The organism is Candidatus Palauibacter sp. (assembly GCF_965216145.1).
Classification (GTDB): Bacteria; Gemmatimonadota; Gemmatimonadetes; order Palauibacterales; family Palauibacteraceae; genus Palauibacter.
Genome location: NZ_OZ244149.1, coordinates 4,214,229 through 4,231,135 on the forward strand (window position 1 = coordinate 4,214,229; position 16,907 = coordinate 4,231,135).

Genomic DNA, 16,907 nt, shown 5'->3' on the forward strand with positions numbered 1-16,907 from the left:
CATCGCGCTCCTCGCGCCCATGCTGGCCATGGCGAGCGTCACGCCCACGCCCGCCGCGGCGGACGGTCCGGTGTTCCGGCAGTCTGCCGACACGCTCTCGGTGACGCTCACGGCTCCTACGGGCGGCACGGTCACCGAAGGCGACACGGCGCAGTTCACGCTGGCGGTGAGCGGCAAGGCGGGTTCGGGGGACGTGACGGTTCGCTACACGGTGTCCGGTACGGCGACACCGGGAGTGGACTACGAGGCTCTGCCGGGCGAGGTGACGCTGACCGGCGGCGCACGGAGCGCCACGGTCGCGCTGGTGGCAGCGCCCGACAGCATCGCCGATGGCGGAGAGACGGTGATCCTCACACTGACGAGCGGGACGGGTCCGGGTACGGTCGTGGTGGACGGGACGCCGGCGACCGTGACGATCTCGGATCCGAGGGACACGAGAGACCCGACCGACAATCAGCTGCCGCAGGCGAGCGCTGGCCTCGACCAGATGGTGGATGAGCGGACGTTGGTCCACCTCGACGGCTCCGGCAGCGAGGATGCCGACAGTGATTTTCTGAGCTTCAGCTGGACGCAAACGGACGTTTCGGACGTGGACCTTGTCGGCGCCAACTCACAGTTCGCGTCTTTCGCGGCGCCGGACGTGACCCGGGCGAACAGTCCCCTGCGGCTCACGTTCCGGCTCACGGTGAGAGATGAAGGTGACCTATCGCCAGTGGGCCATCGCCATCTACCTGTCCGTGACCAATCTCAAGGGCGTGGCCAGCCTCAAGCTTCATCGGGACATTGGCGTGACGCAAAAGACGGCGTGGTTCATGATGCACCGGCTGCGCGAGGCGTGGGCGTGGGCACCCGAGGAGTTCGAGGGTCCGGTCGAAGTTGATGAGACCTACATTCGCGGGAAGCGCAAGAACATGCACGCGGATCGCCGCAAGCAGTTCGAGGGACGCGGCGCTGTGGGCAAGAAGCCCGTGGTGGGCATCAAGGACCGGAAGACGAAGCGTGTGCAGGCCCAGGTCGTGGATGACGTGACGAAGGCGACGCTACAGGAGTTTGTTGAGCGCCGCCGCGCCGAAGGCGCAACGGCTTATACCGACGAAGCCCGCGCTTACGAAGGTCTCGATAACCATGAGACGGTGAAGCATGGCGTTGGCGAGTACGTGCGTGGCATGGCGCATACGAACGGCGTGGAGAGCTTCTGGAGCATGCTGAAGCGCGGTTACATGGGCACCTACCACTACATGAGTTGGAAGCACCTGCAGCGTTACGTGAACGAGTTCACGGGCCGTCACAACATCCGCGACATGGACACCATTTGCCAGATGCATGATGTGGTGGGCCGGGCTGGCCGGGCGACGGCTCATGTACAAGGAGCTTGTGGCCTAGTTCTTGCCCCGTATCCGTTACTGGTGTATCTATCTTCTGAGGTGAAAAGCCGCCGACGGGTTTCGAGCCCGTATCGCCCGAGTGACAATTCCGGTGCTTTACCGATTAAGCTACGGCGGCATGATCCTTTGAGAGCGCGTGCCCGGAGTCGAACCGGGATCTCAAGCTTTGCGAGGCGAGCGACGTACCATTTGCCCACACGCGCAAGTGAGAGAGAAAGCCCGGTGGCACACACCACCGGGCTTCTCTACATCTATGTGTACCCCACTGTCCCCATCAGATAATACGATGGTCGCGGTGTTTTCATCTGTTATACCTGATGAACGACTCAAAAGTCTCGTTTCATGGGGTTGTCCCGTATATGTGGAGCCGCGTAGATTAAGTGGATGAGAAGGTCCCTACAGGAGGGTCGATATGACCGAAGAACGGAAGGAACGTGAGGACGTGATGACGCCGGAAGAGAAGGCCGAGGCAAAGGCGCGGCTGGAGGAGGCGTGGGACGAGATGGAGGAGCGTCCGTCCGAAGCGCCGGGCTTCGATGGCGCGACGCCGCGCAAGCTAGCGTGGGCGCTGTTCGACCTTGGGAGGAAGGGAAGGGGCAACCGAACGTGAGTGAACCTCTGCCGCGTACCGTGCTACGCCGCATCGTTAAGTGGAGTGGCATGGTTCTAGCTGCCTTGGCCTTCGTGTTGGCAGTGATCAGCTTACCTAGCATACCCGAGGATCTGCGTCGATGGACAAATGACTGGCTTCCGGCCATTCAAACATGGGTGAACGAGAATATACCCATTATCACTTCTCCGTGGGCGTGGATTCCACTTGGGTTGTTGGCGGTCGTGTTATTTGCCAGTGAAGTACGTCACTGGAATCGCTATCGACGACAGGTTATTGTGAAGTCAGGATCGGGCCAGCCGTTGTTATTTCATGTCAGGTTAGGTCACGCGTCTGGTCAAGCCGGACCCGCAACGTATCGTCAGCTTCGGGATGTGGGTCATTCTAGGTTGAAGTCTATGGCCATTATGGCGAAACAGCAGACAAAGCGAGTACTCGGCGGTTATGACTAGTTGATGGGGGTGACCCATCAACTCAAAATAGGACTATACGAAGAGAACGGGGTTATCGGAATGAGTGCAACGCGACTACTAGTTGACAGGCTTGAAGTTACGTTAGCGATCCTTCAGCATGGCGGATCGGTGCAGTGGGGCGGGCTGGAATTGGACGAGGCGCGGGCGCGGCGTTGATACCGTGCGAACGTGTTGAAGCTCTAAGTCGCCCGTCAACTCAAGTACATACTCGCCAATCGAAAGGCTCCGAACCAGTATCCCAGAGCGTGCCTCCGAGAGGTCCGTGCCGATCCTCCAGCGGCGCAGCGTTTCCGCAGCCGAGATCCAATCAGCGGCTCGGCCCATGATCGCGGTCTCGCCCGCGCTGGGGCATCATCTCCAGCGCCCGGCCAACGTCGCGGCGAGGGCCCCGTAGTCCCGGGCCAAGCGCGTCACTTGCCCGTGCAACTGCGCGATGTGCCGCTCCAGGGCTTCGACCTGCTCGGATTGCCGCCGCTGTTCCATCTCGTACTGCGCGGACAACCTCTCCAAGGCCGCCGTCAACTGCCGCTCCAACGCAGTCATACAGCTCCCTCACTCTTTCGATAGCCTCACGGCCGGCCGACCGCGCACGGTCCAGGGCGGATCGTCCAGCGTTCCGGCCGGCAGCACCACGAACCGCTCCCCGTCGATCTCCCGCAGCGTGACGCCCCAAGTCGTCTCCTCGATCTCGGTCAGCGTCCAGCGGGCCTCGTCGATCTGCAGGTTCAGCGTCGCCAAGGCCTCGATCCGGCGTTCGATGCTCCTCCACAACCAGTGCGTTGTCGCCCAACTGCCGCCGCTGATACCGAGAAAAAGGCTCAGGCCGACCACCAGAGGCCGCATCCAGGCTCTCAGCAGCAGCGCGCGCATCCGCGCGTTCGCCTCCGCCGTATCGGCCTCGATGGAACGCAGCGCGCCGCTCGCGACGGCGCTCAAGCTCTCGCCAAGCCGCTCGAGCTCGCGCGCGGCCGTCTCCTCGATCTGTTGGCGGTCCGCCTCCAGCCGGTGCCGCAGCCTCGAGGTCAAGTCGTTCGGGCCGGAAGTCGTGCTCATACAGCTCTCCCTTCAGCCGCCACCGCTTGCCGCTGTCCGGATCGAGAGCGGTGAGATAGTTCTTGCCCCGGCGCGGCACATCGAAGCCGACTTCCTCCAGGGCGGAGAGCACGTCGGCGCGGCTCTTCACCGCGCCGTGTTCGACGCGCTGCACGAGGTAGTCGCGGATCAGTTGGCGCGGATCGGGTTCGTGTTCGAGCCCGGCCCGCAGCTTCGAGGCCTCGATGTAGGCCAGGTGGCCCGGCTGCTGCGCCCTGGCCCGCTCCGGGTCGTCCGGGCGGCTCCAGCCGTGCTCGTGGTTGAACGCGTCGCGGAGCGGATCGAAGGTCCTCTGCCAGCCCGGGGGCGCGATGTTGAGGCTGCGGCCCGTCTCTAGGTCGCACTGCGCGGCGAGGACGTGCGCATGGATGCCGCTGCCGCGCTCGCGGTGCAGGACCGCCGTCCAAGCGTAGCGGTCCGGCTCCAATCCCGCCCAGGCGGTCTTCTCGAACTCGTCGAGGACGGCCTCGATCTGTTCCTCGGTCGGCCGGTCCTCGGGAGCCCACGCGATCACGGCCGACGTGTACCTGCGCTCGAACTCGAGCGAGTCGGCCACGGCGGCCACCATGTCCGGACTCCCCCGCAGCACTTGGACGCCGTCGCGCCTGTGCCCCCCGGCGTCCCGCTCGCCGACGAGATAGTCGACCGCCGCCCGGGCCGAGCCCCTGCCGTGCGGGAGGAACTTAATGTGCATCGTCGGCGTCCTCGTCGATGCGGGCCGCAGCGAGCAGCGACCGCTCGAACGACACCAGGTGGGCGACCACCGAGACGGCTTCAGCCGCCGTCTTCTGGGTGTTCGCCCACCGAGCGAGCTGGTTCAGGTTGTTGCCGATGCGCGCGATCTGACGGGTGCGCTCGCGCTCGATCGCCTGGGCCGGCGCGGTCCACGTCCGCGTCCGCGCCATCGCCCGCTGGAGCAGCGCGGACGGAGAGACGCCAGCGGCCGCCGCCTTTTCCTGCCAGGCGGCGTGCTCGGCCGGTGTGACGCGGGCGGCGACCATGACGGTGCGCCGCTCAGCCACGGGCGCACCGCGAGCGGGGTCCGGGGGGCGGCGCATCGCGCCCGCCCGCTCCCGGCGGCAGCGGGACGACAAGCCGGGGGTTCTAAGGGGGGCGCAGCGTCCCCTTGCCGGGCCGCAGTGTTCAACACTGCGTAGGCTGGCTCCCCGGCCTTAGCGGCGTCCGACATGCCCGTCGCCGACATGTCCCGGAGCCGATGTCGGCCGACGCCAATGCGGTGGCGGAGCACCACCGCGAGCGCTCCGGGGAACCCGTTCAACGGGTCGGCTGCGGGTAGCTCCGGCAGCTACCCTTCGTAGGCGAGATCAGCGGTTTCGGGCAAGCAGTTCGTGCAGCACCGCGTCGTCCGCGATGTCGGCGGGCCAGCCGTAGGCGGCGGCCACGGCAGCGTCGAGTTGGGCGTGAGCATCCACGAGCCACTGTGGCCGGGCGTTGTAGAGGTTGGTCAGGGTCCGCTTCTTGAGCGCGGCGCCAGCCTTCTTGTCACGGGGAACCGGACGCGCCGGATAGTCGGCGACGGGTTCCCCGATCCACTCCACCCACTCGGGCGGGTTGAGCCAGCGGTCACGGAGCTCGACGAGCCGCCGGGCCGCCGAAGCGATCGCCTTCGCGAGTGGATCCGCGACGTAATCGGTCGCGGGCACGTCCGGCGAGAGCCCGTCCGGGAAGGGGAAGGTCTCGAAGGTAGTGGTGGGGGTGTAACGGGGATCGTTGCCCTTGCCGAGCCAAGTGCCCATGCGGAGCGACCAAGCCTCGTGGAACCGGCTGTGCAGGATGCCGAACGTGGTGTCGTCCTCGCGGGCGATGACGATCAGCTGGTGGTCGGGGCAGACGCGGGCGTCGAGCCATGCGAAGAGGCGATGCTTGGCGACGGTGGGCGTGACGATGTACCGGGAGAATCCGTCGAGGGCTTTCCACATCTTGGGACGTGGCCGGTGGTGCAGCCACCATCTCTTACGTCGCCCCGCTGGACGTTGCCTTTCCCATGCCGGTAAGACGTGTTCGCGGATGTGCTGAAACGGACCTTCGTACAGAGCGGCTTCGCCCTCTTCCATGGATAGTCCGAAATCGACGATCCACTTGTCGGCGGAGCGCCGGGTGATGGCCATGCCGTTCATCCACGGCTTCAGCACATCGGAGTTCGGGCGGCCGTTGGGGTTGGCGGGCTCGCGCAGCCACTCGCGGGCCAAGTATCCGGGAACGTCGAACGGTCCGGCCTTGGTGTCTCCCATGAAGGCCACGCCCGCGTTCGCGGCGAGCCGCCTCGCCTTGGTCAGGTCGAAGCCCGCTTCGCCCCGGCGGGCCGTCAGGTCCGTGTAGATCTCGTCCACTGCCTCGCCGTCGAGGCGGTGGTCCGGCGCGACTCCGCCGTCCGCCGCCGAGAAGCACACCAACGAGACGCGGACGGCGGCACCGTCGATCACCCACGGCTCGTCGCTCCACGCGTCGAAGATCGACCTGCCGTCGGTTGCCCGTTCGAGCGCCCGCCGGTTCGCTCCACCCCGGATCGAGTTCGTCGCGACCAACCCGACCCGCTTCGTGGTTTCCCCCAACCGTTCACCGGCCTTCACGAACCAGTAGCACACCAGATCGGCCTCGCGGGGCACGCGACCCTCGTACACCCGGAACAGGTCCGACACATACTCCTCGCCGAGGTTCGTGATGAGAAGCTTGCCGCCTAGGAACGGAGGGTTGCCGATGATCGCATCCGAATCGGGCCAGTCCGGTTCCCCGCCATCGTGCGTCAGTATCGCGTCGCGGCACTCGATCGTCTCCAACGGGTCGAGGATCGGCTCCCGCGCGCCGGGAAACCCGTTGCGGCGCATCCACTGGATTTCGCCGATCCACACCGACACGCGCGCCAGTTCCGCCGCATAGGCGTTCAACTCGATCCCCTTCACGTTGGCGGGGCCGACCGAAGGGAAGCCGCGCTGGAGACCCAGCCCCTCGGCTTCCAACTGGACTTGGTGCTCCACGTCGTGGAGAGCGTGGAGCGCGAGATAGAGGAAATTGCCCGAGCCGCAAGCCGGGTCGAGCACGGCGAAGTTGCGAAGCCGTTCCAAAAACGCGCCGAGCGCGTTCTCCGCCTGCCTGCGGTTCCGCGTCTCCGCACCCTTTGACTTCGCGGAGTTCGCGCGCTCGATGCTCTTGGCAATCCCGGCTTTCGCGGTCTTCCACTCGGCAAGCAGGGGGCGAATGATCACCGGGTCGATGATCCGCATGATCTTGTCCCGGTCCGTGTAATGCGCTCCGAGCTGCGAGCGCTTGTCGGGGTCGAGGCCCCGCTCGAACAGCGTGCCGAGAATCGAGGGGTCGATGCTCGACCAGTCGAGTCCAGAGGCCGCCAGCGTCGTCTCGATCTGCCCCTTGTCCATGGGGAGGGCCGCGTCGTCCTCGAACAGCCCGCCGTTGAACCAATCCACGTCTTCAAGTCCCACCTCGCCGCCCGTGGACATCGCCCCGAACAGCTTCTTCGCCAAGCCCGCGAACCGCTCAGGCTGTCGGCGTGCCCGCAGCAACACGCGGGTGAACATGTCGTTGGGGAGCAGGCCCACATCCTCTGCGAACATGCAGAACACGAGACGGTTCACGAAGTGCGCCACGTCCTCCGGGCCGTGGCCCTGGTCGCGGAGCGACTGCGCGAGTCGGGCGAAGTGCCTCGCGGCCCGTTCCGTAAGCGTCTGGCGGGTCTCGCCCGGCCGTAGCCGCTCAGGGTCGGACATGGCCCACTTGAGCTTGTCGCGGACCGCGCCGTCCACGAGATCGTCAAGCTCGAACTCGTGCGTCTTGCTGACCGAGTTGGTCCAGTTCGTCCGGATCCGGAACCGTCTCATGTCCGAGACGATCAGCAAGGGCGGGTTCTCAAGCGCGAGCGCGTACTGCCTCAACTGGTCGAAAGCGGCATCGAGGTTGGCGCGCTTTCCCTTGTACTCCCACGCGAAGCAGTGACGCTTCCACACGTCCGCCCAGCCTTCGCCGCCGGAGTCCTTGAGCGCGCCGCGCTCGAAGCAGTAGCGGTCCCCCTTGGGGTCGGCCTCCGCCGGGGTCGGCTCGCCCAGAAGGCGGCACAGGTCGATGAAGTGCTCCTGCGCCGCGGAGCGCTCCTTCAACTCCGAGGCGTGCCACTTCGCAATGAACTCGTTCGGGGTCACCGTGGGATTCTCCGCTTGCCGCGAGACTCGGCGGGCCATGCGCTGCGATTCAACCCGAAGCTGAGGGTGTGTCCAACGCTCGGCGATCCACTTCGGACCTCAAGGCCTTCTCATGGGCGCTTGCCGCCTAAGATGAACGTATCACCACTTGGGGAAGCGTCGGGGGTGGGCGGATGTGGTCGAGGCGGTCCGAACGCGCACCCCCAGCATCTCGATAGTGCACGTCGCGCTACGCGCCGCTAGCGGACTAGCACCAGCAACTAGCACTCGTACCAACCGTGGAGGGAGTCTGGGCCGTGACGCCAGGCCGTGGTGGCTGGCCGCGAGGGTGCTTCATCGCGCAGTCCGAGCAGGCAACAGGCCGTGTGAAAGGCCCTTCAGCAACGCGTCGACCTGTTCTCGGTCCAAACGCTCCTCGTTGGGCGTGAAGACCGACCACAACTCGTGGTATAGGGATCGAAGGCGATCCTGGATCGGGTGGGTTAGCCCACGCTTGCCAGCCGCTAGCGCGAGCAGCTTCAGGGAGAGAATGGTGTGTCCGCGGGCAAGGAGCTTTGCCGGGAATGCGAGAATCGCGAGCGCGGCCCGCTCGGCCTCATCCATCTTGCCCAGCGCCAACCACAGGCGTCCCCAGTATTCGAGGGCATCGAGGCGACATCGCCTTCCATCTCCAAAACGATCCGACGCGATGGAGGCAAGTTCGGGGAGGAACATCTCGTTCAGGAGCGTCGCCGCTCCACCGTCGCCTGCTCTCTCGAGTTTGCGCCTGCCCTGGTCGATCACTGCCCACAAGACGCGCGCCCCCGCCGCGGGGTGCTTAGCGAGATCAAGGAGCCACCGCTCGCTTGGATCTCCGAACTCAACTGCGCAACGGGCCGCGAGCTCGGCCGCGACTGAGGACGCAGGATGTCCGACGACATACGGTTGCGCGTAACGGCAATGGTCCAGGAACGTTTCGGCTAGGGAGAGGACCCCCGCCGGATCGACCATCCTACCAAGTTCCTCAAGCCGTGGAATGGCGTGGAATGCTACGAGAAACCAGTGCCGAGCCAGTCGTTCAGCCGTGATGAACGTTCGGTGATCCTCTTGAGCATCCGCATCCCAGACGCTCAGAGGCAATTGTTGGCACCGGTCCACGGCCCATTCCCGAAGATCGAGTGTGCGGTCCGCTACGGCCAAGCAGGTGCCCAGGCCGCCGATCCACTCCCGGTGATCCCAGTAGCGCCAATCCAGCATCGGCAGGTTGTGCTCCAGTACGTATTCAACGTGGCCCTCGTGACCAACGAGAGCGGCCCGGGCGACCTCAGAGGCGCGCCTCGGTGCCGACTCGCGCAGACCCCAGGCGAGGCCGCCCAGGTGGCGAGTCCACGTAGCGCGAGGGTCGTTGCGTAACCCCGCCATCAGGATCTCTAGCAGTTCGCCGGACCAGGATTGGTGAACCAAGCGCATAAGAGCCTCGGTGCACGCCGTTTCAAGCTGGTGGACGCGGAGCGGTTTGTCGTCGCCATGCGAATGCAGCGAGCGACCCGCTGCGCCGAGCAGTTCACCGATCCACCGGACGCAGACCGGCGACCTTAACGCCAACAGCCGGTCAGCCAATCCGGCCAGCAGGCTCTCGGCCGCCGCGTCGAGGTCGTCGTGAGCAGGACGGAGTTCGGTAGCCCACGCGCGTGCGCCCACGTCCTCACGCACTGTGGACCGCAGGTCGTAGTCCAGAGCGTTGACGGTTTCGAGCGAATGCACGAGCGCCAACGCGATCTGTGCCGGACATGCGTCCGCTTGGATCCAATCCAAGGTCGCTCGATGGTTCGAGCGCCGGGCAATCTCGACCGCGCATCGAGCCGCCTTGGCCCGCACCACCGGATGTTCAAGTTTTTCGACTACGAGGCCAAAGAGATCTGGACGCAGGGCCACGGACAGCTCTATTAAGTTGTCGACGGCACGGTGCAAGCCGCCCACAACGAAGCGAAGACCCTGATTCGCGAGATTCTGAAAGGTCTCGATCCTCCCTTCTCGCACGAAGGCATCGGCCGGAATCTCCGCACCGGCAGAATCGAGATCCAAGCCAAAACCACCGCTCGGATCGAGAACCCTGTTTCGGTCACACGCTGTCTTCAGGCTTCCGAGCGCCGCGTGCACGAAGCCGTCGATTGCGGCGGCGGACCACTTGGAACGAATCCGGCTGATGGCAAGTTCGGAATTGATGGAACCAATCGCCCACACCGCCGCCTCCGACTGGTTCGACGATCCGATTCCATCCAGGACCGCTTCCGCCATCCGCTCCTTCATCTCCGGGCGAAGCCAATGTCGATCCCCGTGCGACTCGAAACAAGCTTCGATCTCGCGTATCACCCCATGCCGGTCTGCGACCGCGACATGACGCTCGACGATCGGACGAATCAGTTTGTAGGACGACCGACCCTTGAGCGGCGACTCGCCGACACCGAAGATGCGCCAGGCGACTTCTGCGGCTGGATCGGATAGCGGCGGACCGACACCGATGCCGGGCGACATCAGCACAACTCCTCGACGTAGGCTTCCGCCGCGCTGCACTGGAGATCCATCGACCAAAACCGCTCCGCTTCGGCACGGTAGACGCCATACGGTAGGCTCGCGAACGTCACTCCGTCGCCCGCCCATCCGGTGACCGAATGCGTGATCAAGACCTCCCGCTTCGGTGTAATCAGGTAACGATCGTGAAACGCCGGTTTCCCGTCGCCGTGCCTAGTAACGACCCGAACCCGCACATGAGAAATGATCGGCTTGGGAGCGCTCGACCACCATCGCGGCAGGCCGCCAGCCTGTCGCCTCTTGCCGCAAAGAATGAGAAGGGGGGCTTCCGCCGTCGCCGCGAACACGTCGAGCCACAGCTTGATCTCGTCGGGCTGCTTCGCGGAGTCCATGAAGTAGGGATCGGCGAAATAGATCGGCAATTGCGGATCGCGATCCGCTGCGAGTATTCTACGAAGGTGAGCGATCACCTGATTCCACTTGCCGGACCCGAAGCGGACGAAATCGCCCGTCCGCCGAGCGGCAGATTCCCGCTGGTGGCTAAGGTGATCGAGCCGCTGCTGGCGGATTCTCCGGTCTAGTTCGGGACTACTCTCATCGGCGCGCACCCTTATGCTGGAAGAATGGTGGAACGGGTTGACCTCGTGAGCGATCTTGCGCCCACGGTCCTGGAGGCGGATCGTCGGCCCCGTTTGTACGTCAAGCGATCCGGACACCTCCATCAACAGGTGATGGCTCATCAGATCGACGCACTGGCCATCGGCGACCCGGAACACTGCAAGCCCGACGCTGTCTACATCCGAATCGAGGGGGATCGTTGTCTCGCCGGGGGTGATCGCAATCTGCCGTCGGAGCACGTCGTCGCCGCTGTGGCTGGCCCATACCGTTCCACGATGCGAACCAAGTGTGTAGCCCTCGGCTTCCACGAGGAGAGTGAACGTCCGGCCATGAGGCCCGTGGAGATCGCACACGATGCCATCCTCCGCACGCGCGATCATGAGGTTTCCGACTCTGTCCGAGCGATGGACCAGCGGGAATCCTAGGCGCGCGAACAGCGATCGCCTTGGGCTCAAGGACGATTCCAGTTCCTCCCGCCAGTCCTTTCGAGGTTGGTCCTCGAAGCTCCAGTACTCGATAATCTCCGCGCTGTGTCTCGCGAACGGCGAGCGCAGGCAGCGGTTGAGCGGCCCCCGCTGGTCGCGATACGCCCAGTGGCGGCGAGGGACGGATTCCAAGGCATACTCGACTTCTAGATCCTCGGCGTGCAGGGTTCCAGAATCCAAGACACGGTCGATTATGGGTTCGCAGCGTTTCCATGACGCGTCGAAGGCCAGCAGAAGGAGATCGCGCGTGAGCTGCTCGATCCGCCAATCCTCGTCAGGCTCGCTCCGCCAGGGTCCCAAACCATCCTTGCGGCGGTGGCGCGCCAGCGTGAATAGATTCCGAAGCTGGCCGCTAGGTGCCTTCCAAGCCAACACAGTCATCCGGGCCGCTCGATCCCACATGGGCGTCATTGCCATCGCGGCGCGAACCGGCGACCGGAACGAGATTCCTCGCTCCTCGGCCCAACGCCGCGCCTCATCGAGTTCCACGTACACGCGGCGACCCTCTCTGATCACAGCCAGATGCTTCCTGTGAATATGTTGGCGGATGTACGTCTCGCTCCGTTCCACAGCAACAGCCAACTCCGCAATCGTTAGGTTCATGACGGTCAAACCGGATGTCTGTTTGAGTGGACGCAAACGGGAACGTAATGAATGTACATTACAACGTAATGTTACGCACCGACTGAACCGATCAGCGCGGAAGTCGATGGCGATTCGGGCGGCGAGCCGGGGCCAACGTAGGCGCTCTAGAGGTGGCGAGTCGGAAGGTTCAGACATGAGGACTCCAGCGGGCATCACGCGGAGCAGCTGAGCCTATTGGCGTCCGTTCGGAATGCCCGGCATTCCCGCCAATTGATGGCGATTCTCCCGCGATTAGCATACGGTGGACCGAGATACGGCCCCACGGCAAGAAACGCAGATCGTGCAGTCCTGTATGATTTTAGACGATTACCTGCCAGGATTCAGGCCCCCGACAGTCCGCTGCCGATCCGCGCGATCTGCCGGGTGCGCTCGCGCTCGATGTCCGCTGCCGGAGCGGTCCACATCCGCGTGCGCGCCATGGCCCGCCGGATCAGCGCGGAGAGCGGGACGCCGGCGGCCTTCGCCTTGGCCCGCCAGTCGGCGAGCTCCGCCGCCGACACGCGGGCGGTGACGGTAGCGGTGCGCCGGTCAGTCATCGGACCGGTCGACACGGGGGAGGGGGGGCAAAGCCCCCGCCCGCGCGCTTCAACGGCGCGCAGACCTTGGGGGGATCGAAGGGGGGGCAGGGCCACCCCCTCGCCAGTCCCGGTGTACGACACGGAGTATGCTGCTTAGGCACCGTAAGGTGTTCCGAGTCAGCCCGGCGGACGCCGCAGAAGCGCCTCTCAGCGCACGGCCCGAACCGGCGGACGAAGGCCTACCCATCGTCGGTCGGATAGGCCGCCCAATCGTCCACAAGCCGACCTCCCCGCTCGAAGGGATCGGTGCGCGGGTGCGCGGCTTCGACCCTATTCCGGATCGGCTGAGCCAGCGCAGCTTCAGCCGCCCCGCGAGCGCGATTCGTCTCCTCGGCCGCCCGGTCGGGGAAATGACGTCCCGGACGCCGTGCGAAACGGCCGCGACCCTCCAACGCGCCATTGACCCGGCTTCCTCCCGGGCCCTCTCTTCAACGCGGGGTACAACCGCTGAGCGATTTCGACGAGGGTGTCATTCTGCGGGCGCACCGGTTCCGCGCCGAGGTGTCCGGGTACCGGATCGAGCGCGGCCACTACATGGACGGCAAGGACGATCGCGCGGACCGGTGGTACGTGGTGCCCGCTTCCCGGAAAGTCTCGACGGGAGCCGACCGGTCGGGACCGGGGTTCCGCACGATCGCCGAGGCGGCGGACGAGGCCGAGCGGCTCGCCGGGGAGAGGCGGGGGCCGACGCCCGGGCGCGCCAATCCGGGCTCGCGTGGACGCTCGTGGCGAATGACGCCAAGCGGGTGCTGGTCGAGTTCGCCGATGGCTCGCCGTTCGGTCCGGTCGCCGTTCGGCGGTTGCTCGGGTGTCGGGCGAAGAGGGCCGCGCGAGCGATCGAGTCTCTCGTGGGCGCGGGACTGGCCCGGCCAACGGACCGGGGCAGCGCCACTCTGTACAGACTCAGCCCCCGGGGACGGGATCTGGCCTCGGCGGTATTGGAGTTGCGCTCGGGATCGAAGGGGGACCGCAAGGCGCTCGACACCGACGGCATGGATCACGGGCGCCGACGCTGAGCAACAGCCGGTCGAGATCGAGTTGTGGGGCCATAGCCATCGTCATGGTGCAGGACGCATCGCTGTCGTCGGACCCAAGGCGCCCCGCTGGCGGGTGCCCAAGCGGGGAGAGATTCGATGCCGGCGTCGTGGCGTTCGCATCACTTGGCGGCCCAGTCGCGCGTTGGAGCCCCACGTCCGGCGACACCGGATCGCGGCGGAGGGTGTAGTGCTTGCGGCGGGTCGCCCGCCCGATCGGATCGACCCTCAAGCCACAGTGCTGCGGGCGGAGCGGCGGCACCAAGCATGGCGACGTGCCACTTCCGGAGCCCCATTCAACGCCTCAGCGCTCCCACTTGCGGCCGCACCGGAGTGTGAAACCGATTCCGGGGGCCGATTCACGGTTCGGGCCGATGTCTCGATTCACACCCCGGCCCCCGCCCGCCAAGGGGCCGCTCCCAGCCAATGACCCCTGTGCGGGAAGGCGGCTCCAGCGCCGCTCTGAGGGGCGACGAATCCTGCTTAGGTGCACGCACTCCACGCACTTACACTTACACAGCGCGACCCCGTCAGGGCGAGTGGCACCGTCGAGCGCACCCCTTGACCAGCTTTGTCTCCAGCTCTACTCCGCTTGGGCGATGGCAGGTTGCGGCTGGCCACAGGACGCACAGGTTGGACGCTCTAGAGTCTCGTGGTGGTTGTCGTATACCTGCTGGATCAATCTTGCTTCAGCGGGAGTGGCTGGCCGCAGATCGTACTCCCCGGATCGAGTTACACAATGAGCTCGGCACCGCCCAGGGCCATTTCCATGGACATGAAACCCTCGGGGGATTCCGCAAGCGAATGGACAGATGACGACACCGCGTTTGCCGCCGTTTCCCTTGAATCCGCCAACCGTAAGGAACGGGACTCCCGGTACATCGTTGACAGTTTCTCTCATCGTACTCTGGTATTCCTCAGCTTTACGGGTCGTGTGACAGACTGGGGCCGTTCCCCTACGGGTCGACGGAAAGGCCATGTCGCCTGGCCGTCGTACCGTCGGGCGTACTTGTCCGATCCAGCGTCCAGAGTGCCCGATCGAGGACCCGCAGACTCACCTCGAGCCGTCGGCTGGCTTCCCGGCACAGATCCGTGTATTCGACCCAGCGGGCGAAGCTGTATGCGTGGGGAACTCCGACCACGCGCATCACCCGCTTGTCGAGCATTGGGTAACGATCGGGGAACGCAAAGTGGAGAATCACACTGGCCATCGGCCACCCGACGCCGTGGAGAGCCAACAGCGCGCCAACGCGTAGCCGCTCGGTGGTAGCCGAGAACGACGCCCGGGAGATCTCCGTTACTTCGATCTGCGTGTTCTTCTCGACGAGGTTTACTAGTGCCTTGCCCGGGTACTTCCACTTGGCGATGTGGCGCAGATCCTCAGGCACCATGTGCCCCCGGCCACGGATTGTCTGAAACCGCCTTTCGATCTGCTCGTCCGCCTGGCCGTTCGAGACTCCGGCCTCATAGGACGGAAGCTCGCTGTAGCGCTGAGCGAGATCTAGCGCTTGGTCGCTCGTGAGGGGAATGTGCATCGTCGGCGGTGGCCTCTGAGTTCTTCCGAGCCTCCTTCATCTCCATTCACGCACCGTGGGTCGTGCGGCGCGGCGCCTGAGCGATCAGCCGGTTGGCACACCGGCCTTGCCCGCACCAAAACCTACTCGGTGTCCGGCACTGCTGCACGGTAGCGGATCACGGGGCGGGTCCGGCCCCCGGGTCTCGACGCTCGCCCGCCAGATAGGCCGACCAGGCGTCCATCAGGTGCCGCCTGCGCTCGAACAGGTCGGTGCGCCGGTACGCGGCTTCGACCTTGTTCTTAACCACATGCGCGAGCGCCGCCTCGACGACCTCCCGGGGGTGATCGGTTTCCTCGGCCGCCCAGTCCCGGAACGACGACCGGAACCCGTGCGGCACCGCCGCGATCCCGTGCTTCCTCAGCAGCCGGTTCATCCGCTTCCCGTCCAGCGGCCTCCCGCGCTCGTTCACGAACACGACCGGATTCTCGCCCCCGCGCAGCTTCTTCGCCGCTTCGAGGATCTCCAGCGCCCGGCCACACAGCGGCACCCGCTGCTCGCGCCCGGTCTTCATCCGGCTTGCGGGGATCGTCCACACGCCCGAGTCTTGATCCATCTCGCTCCACACCGCGCCACGGACCTCGGCGCCCCGCGCCGCCGTCAACACCATGAACTCGAACGCCAGCGTGTCGACCTTGCCTCGATCACCCGCCCGCACCGGCTCGATGGCCGCGGCCACGTCCCGATGAGGCAAGGCCCGATGGTGCTGGACCACGTCGTGCTGGGGACCCAGCACGGGCAGCAGCCGGTTGCAGGGGTTGTCCGTCCGCCAGTCCATGGCGATGGCCCACTCCAGCACCGCCCGGACCCGCATGTGGACGAACCGCGCCGTGGGACCCTTCGTGTGCCAGATCGGCGTGAGGATCTCCAGCACGTCGCCGCTCGTGACCTCGGAGACCGCGACATCCCCGATGCGTGGGAAGGCGTGGATCTCCAGCGTGCGGAACCAGTTCCTCGCGTGCGCCGCGCTCCGCCACCCGGCCCGCTTCTGCTCGACCACGCGCCGGGCGGCTTCGGCGAAGGTGGGGATGCCGCCCAAACGCCGCTTCTCCGCAAGCGGATCGCCGCCCGCGCGGGCGAGCTTGCGGTTGGTGAGCGCCTGCTCGCGGGCCTCGGCGAGCGAGACCAGTTCGACGCTGCCGAGTCCGAGCTCGCGCTTGCGCCCCCGGATGACGAGGCGCTGGATCCAGCTTCGGGTCCCGCTCTTCTGGACGTAGAGGTAGAGTCCGTTTCCGTCGCAGTGCCTTCCGGGCGGAGCGGAGCGCACGAAGGGGGCCGAGAGCCGCTTGTAGGGATGGCGGCCCTTGGGCTTGCCCCTGCGGCGTTTGGCGGGCGGAGAATTCACACTATCCATCCCCTAATCGTAGCGGGGATGGGACGGGATTGCAAAGGTCGACGCTGGAACGGATGAGGTAGGAGCAATCCTATCTAACGCGTTGTGAATACAGGATGTTACGAACTATTATGGACGATACCGGACAGCATCGGATTCTGCACGTCCGACTTGCAGCGCTATGTGACCAGGCGAGATGCATCGCCGCTCGAACGCAGCAGGGCTTTTGCCACGGGCTGTTAGCTCCGCCTGTAGACGGTCCCTCGATGGGCAGTCGCCGACACGGACGCGCCGAAGACCGCGGAGGCCTCCTTTCAGGGAACTGCCTGCGAGGGGGTGCTCCCCCAACCCGTCGATCGCCTCTACGATACGTAAACGGTCTTGCTTCGGAACACAG

At 65.4% G+C, this 16,907-nt stretch carries 12 protein-coding genes, 2 tRNA genes and 3 pseudogenes; 5 read left to right on the top strand and 12 right to left on the bottom strand.

Translation table 11 applies throughout. The annotated features are described in order from the left end of the window. Positions 1-28: 28 nt before the first annotated feature. Positions 29-691: pseudogene (locus ACOOHF_RS18160) on the top strand (PKD domain-containing protein); the annotation flags it as partial. Between the two features lies 1 nt (position 692). Next, positions 693-1,238: pseudogene (locus tag ACOOHF_RS18165) on the top strand (IS1595 family transposase); the annotation flags it as partial. A gap of 192 nt (positions 1,239-1,430) precedes the next feature. On the opposite strand, the gene ACOOHF_RS18170 reads toward ACOOHF_RS18165, so the two are convergent. Both ACOOHF_RS18170 and ACOOHF_RS18175 read right to left on the bottom strand, forming a co-directional pair. Continuing rightward, positions 1,431-1,503, bottom strand: a tRNA-Asp gene (locus ACOOHF_RS18170). A gap of 13 nt (positions 1,504-1,516) precedes the next feature. Next, positions 1,517-1,588, bottom strand: a tRNA-OTHER gene (locus tag ACOOHF_RS18175). Between the two features lie 209 nt (positions 1,589-1,797). On the opposite strand from ACOOHF_RS18175, the gene ACOOHF_RS18180 reads away from it, so the two are divergent. Next, entirely contained in the window at positions 1,798-1,995 is a 198-nt protein-coding gene (locus ACOOHF_RS18180; RefSeq protein ID WP_420462806.1) for a hypothetical protein, read from the top strand. A gap of 824 nt (positions 1,996-2,819) precedes the next feature. On the opposite strand, the gene ACOOHF_RS18185 is transcribed toward ACOOHF_RS18180, so the two are convergent. Together ACOOHF_RS18185 and ACOOHF_RS18190 are read right to left on the bottom strand one after the other, a co-directional pair. Further along, a complete protein-coding gene (locus ACOOHF_RS18185) occupies positions 2,820-3,011 on the bottom strand; it encodes a hypothetical protein (protein ID WP_420464409.1) in 192 nt (63 codons plus the stop codon). Positions 3,012-3,020: 9 nt separating this feature from the next. Continuing rightward, positions 3,021-3,521 carry a hypothetical protein gene (locus tag ACOOHF_RS18190; RefSeq protein WP_420464410.1) on the bottom strand — a complete coding sequence of 167 codons (501 nt, stop codon included), beginning with the start codon at positions 3,519-3,521 and terminating at the stop codon, positions 3,021-3,023. On the opposite strand from ACOOHF_RS18190, the gene ACOOHF_RS18195 reads away from it, so the two are divergent. Beyond that, positions 3,514-3,897 (top strand): hypothetical protein, encoded by a 384-nt coding sequence (locus ACOOHF_RS18195; RefSeq protein WP_420464411.1) that lies wholly within the window; start codon positions 3,514-3,516, stop codon positions 3,895-3,897. The genes ACOOHF_RS18190 and ACOOHF_RS18195 overlap by 8 nt on opposite strands. On the opposite strand, the pseudogene ACOOHF_RS18200 reads toward ACOOHF_RS18195, so the two are convergent. The 6 genes and pseudogenes from ACOOHF_RS18200 to ACOOHF_RS18225 all read right to left on the bottom strand — a co-directional run. Further along, positions 3,865-4,254 (bottom strand): annotated as a pseudogene (locus ACOOHF_RS18200) (relaxase/mobilization nuclease domain-containing protein); the annotation flags it as partial. The gene ACOOHF_RS18195 and the pseudogene ACOOHF_RS18200 sit on opposite strands and share 33 nt — an antisense overlap. Then, complete coding sequence (locus ACOOHF_RS18205; RefSeq protein ID WP_420462807.1) at positions 4,244-4,582, bottom strand: plasmid mobilization protein; 339 nt, start codon at positions 4,580-4,582, stop codon at positions 4,244-4,246. The gene ACOOHF_RS18205 and the pseudogene ACOOHF_RS18200, both read right to left, overlap by 11 nt. Positions 4,583-4,885: 303 nt before the next feature. After that, positions 4,886-7,732 (bottom strand): class I SAM-dependent DNA methyltransferase, encoded by a 2,847-nt coding sequence (locus ACOOHF_RS18210; RefSeq protein WP_420462808.1) that lies wholly within the window; start codon positions 7,730-7,732, stop codon positions 4,886-4,888. A gap of 333 nt (positions 7,733-8,065) precedes the next feature. Then, positions 8,066-10,246 (bottom strand): hypothetical protein, encoded by a 2,181-nt coding sequence (locus tag ACOOHF_RS18215; protein ID WP_420462809.1) that lies wholly within the window; start codon positions 10,244-10,246, stop codon positions 8,066-8,068. Beyond that, positions 10,246-11,958 (bottom strand): hypothetical protein, encoded by a 1,713-nt coding sequence (locus ACOOHF_RS18220; RefSeq protein WP_420462810.1) that lies wholly within the window; start codon positions 11,956-11,958, stop codon positions 10,246-10,248. Before ACOOHF_RS18220 ends, ACOOHF_RS18215 begins: the two co-directional genes overlap by 1 nt. A 353-nt stretch (positions 11,959-12,311) precedes the next feature. Next, positions 12,312-12,527, bottom strand: a complete 216-nt coding sequence (locus ACOOHF_RS18225) for a plasmid mobilization protein (protein ID WP_420462811.1) — start codon at positions 12,525-12,527, stop codon at positions 12,312-12,314. Between the two features lie 767 nt (positions 12,528-13,294). Between ACOOHF_RS18225 and ACOOHF_RS18230 the strand changes: the two genes are divergently transcribed. Continuing rightward, positions 13,295-13,585 (top strand): hypothetical protein, encoded by a 291-nt coding sequence (locus ACOOHF_RS18230; RefSeq protein WP_420462812.1) that lies wholly within the window; start codon positions 13,295-13,297, stop codon positions 13,583-13,585. 974 nt (positions 13,586-14,559) lie between these two features. Here ACOOHF_RS18230 and ACOOHF_RS18235 read toward each other — a convergent pair. Together ACOOHF_RS18235 and ACOOHF_RS18240 are read right to left on the bottom strand one after the other, a co-directional pair. Beyond that, positions 14,560-15,138: a hypothetical protein gene (locus tag ACOOHF_RS18235; RefSeq protein ID WP_420462813.1), complete on the bottom strand. Its 579-nt coding sequence runs from the start codon at positions 15,136-15,138 to the stop codon at positions 14,560-14,562. A gap of 157 nt (positions 15,139-15,295) precedes the next feature. Beyond that, a complete protein-coding gene (locus tag ACOOHF_RS18240; protein ID WP_420462814.1) occupies positions 15,296-16,522 on the bottom strand; it encodes a tyrosine-type recombinase/integrase in 1,227 nt (408 codons plus the stop codon). Positions 16,523-16,907 lie beyond the last annotated feature (385 nt).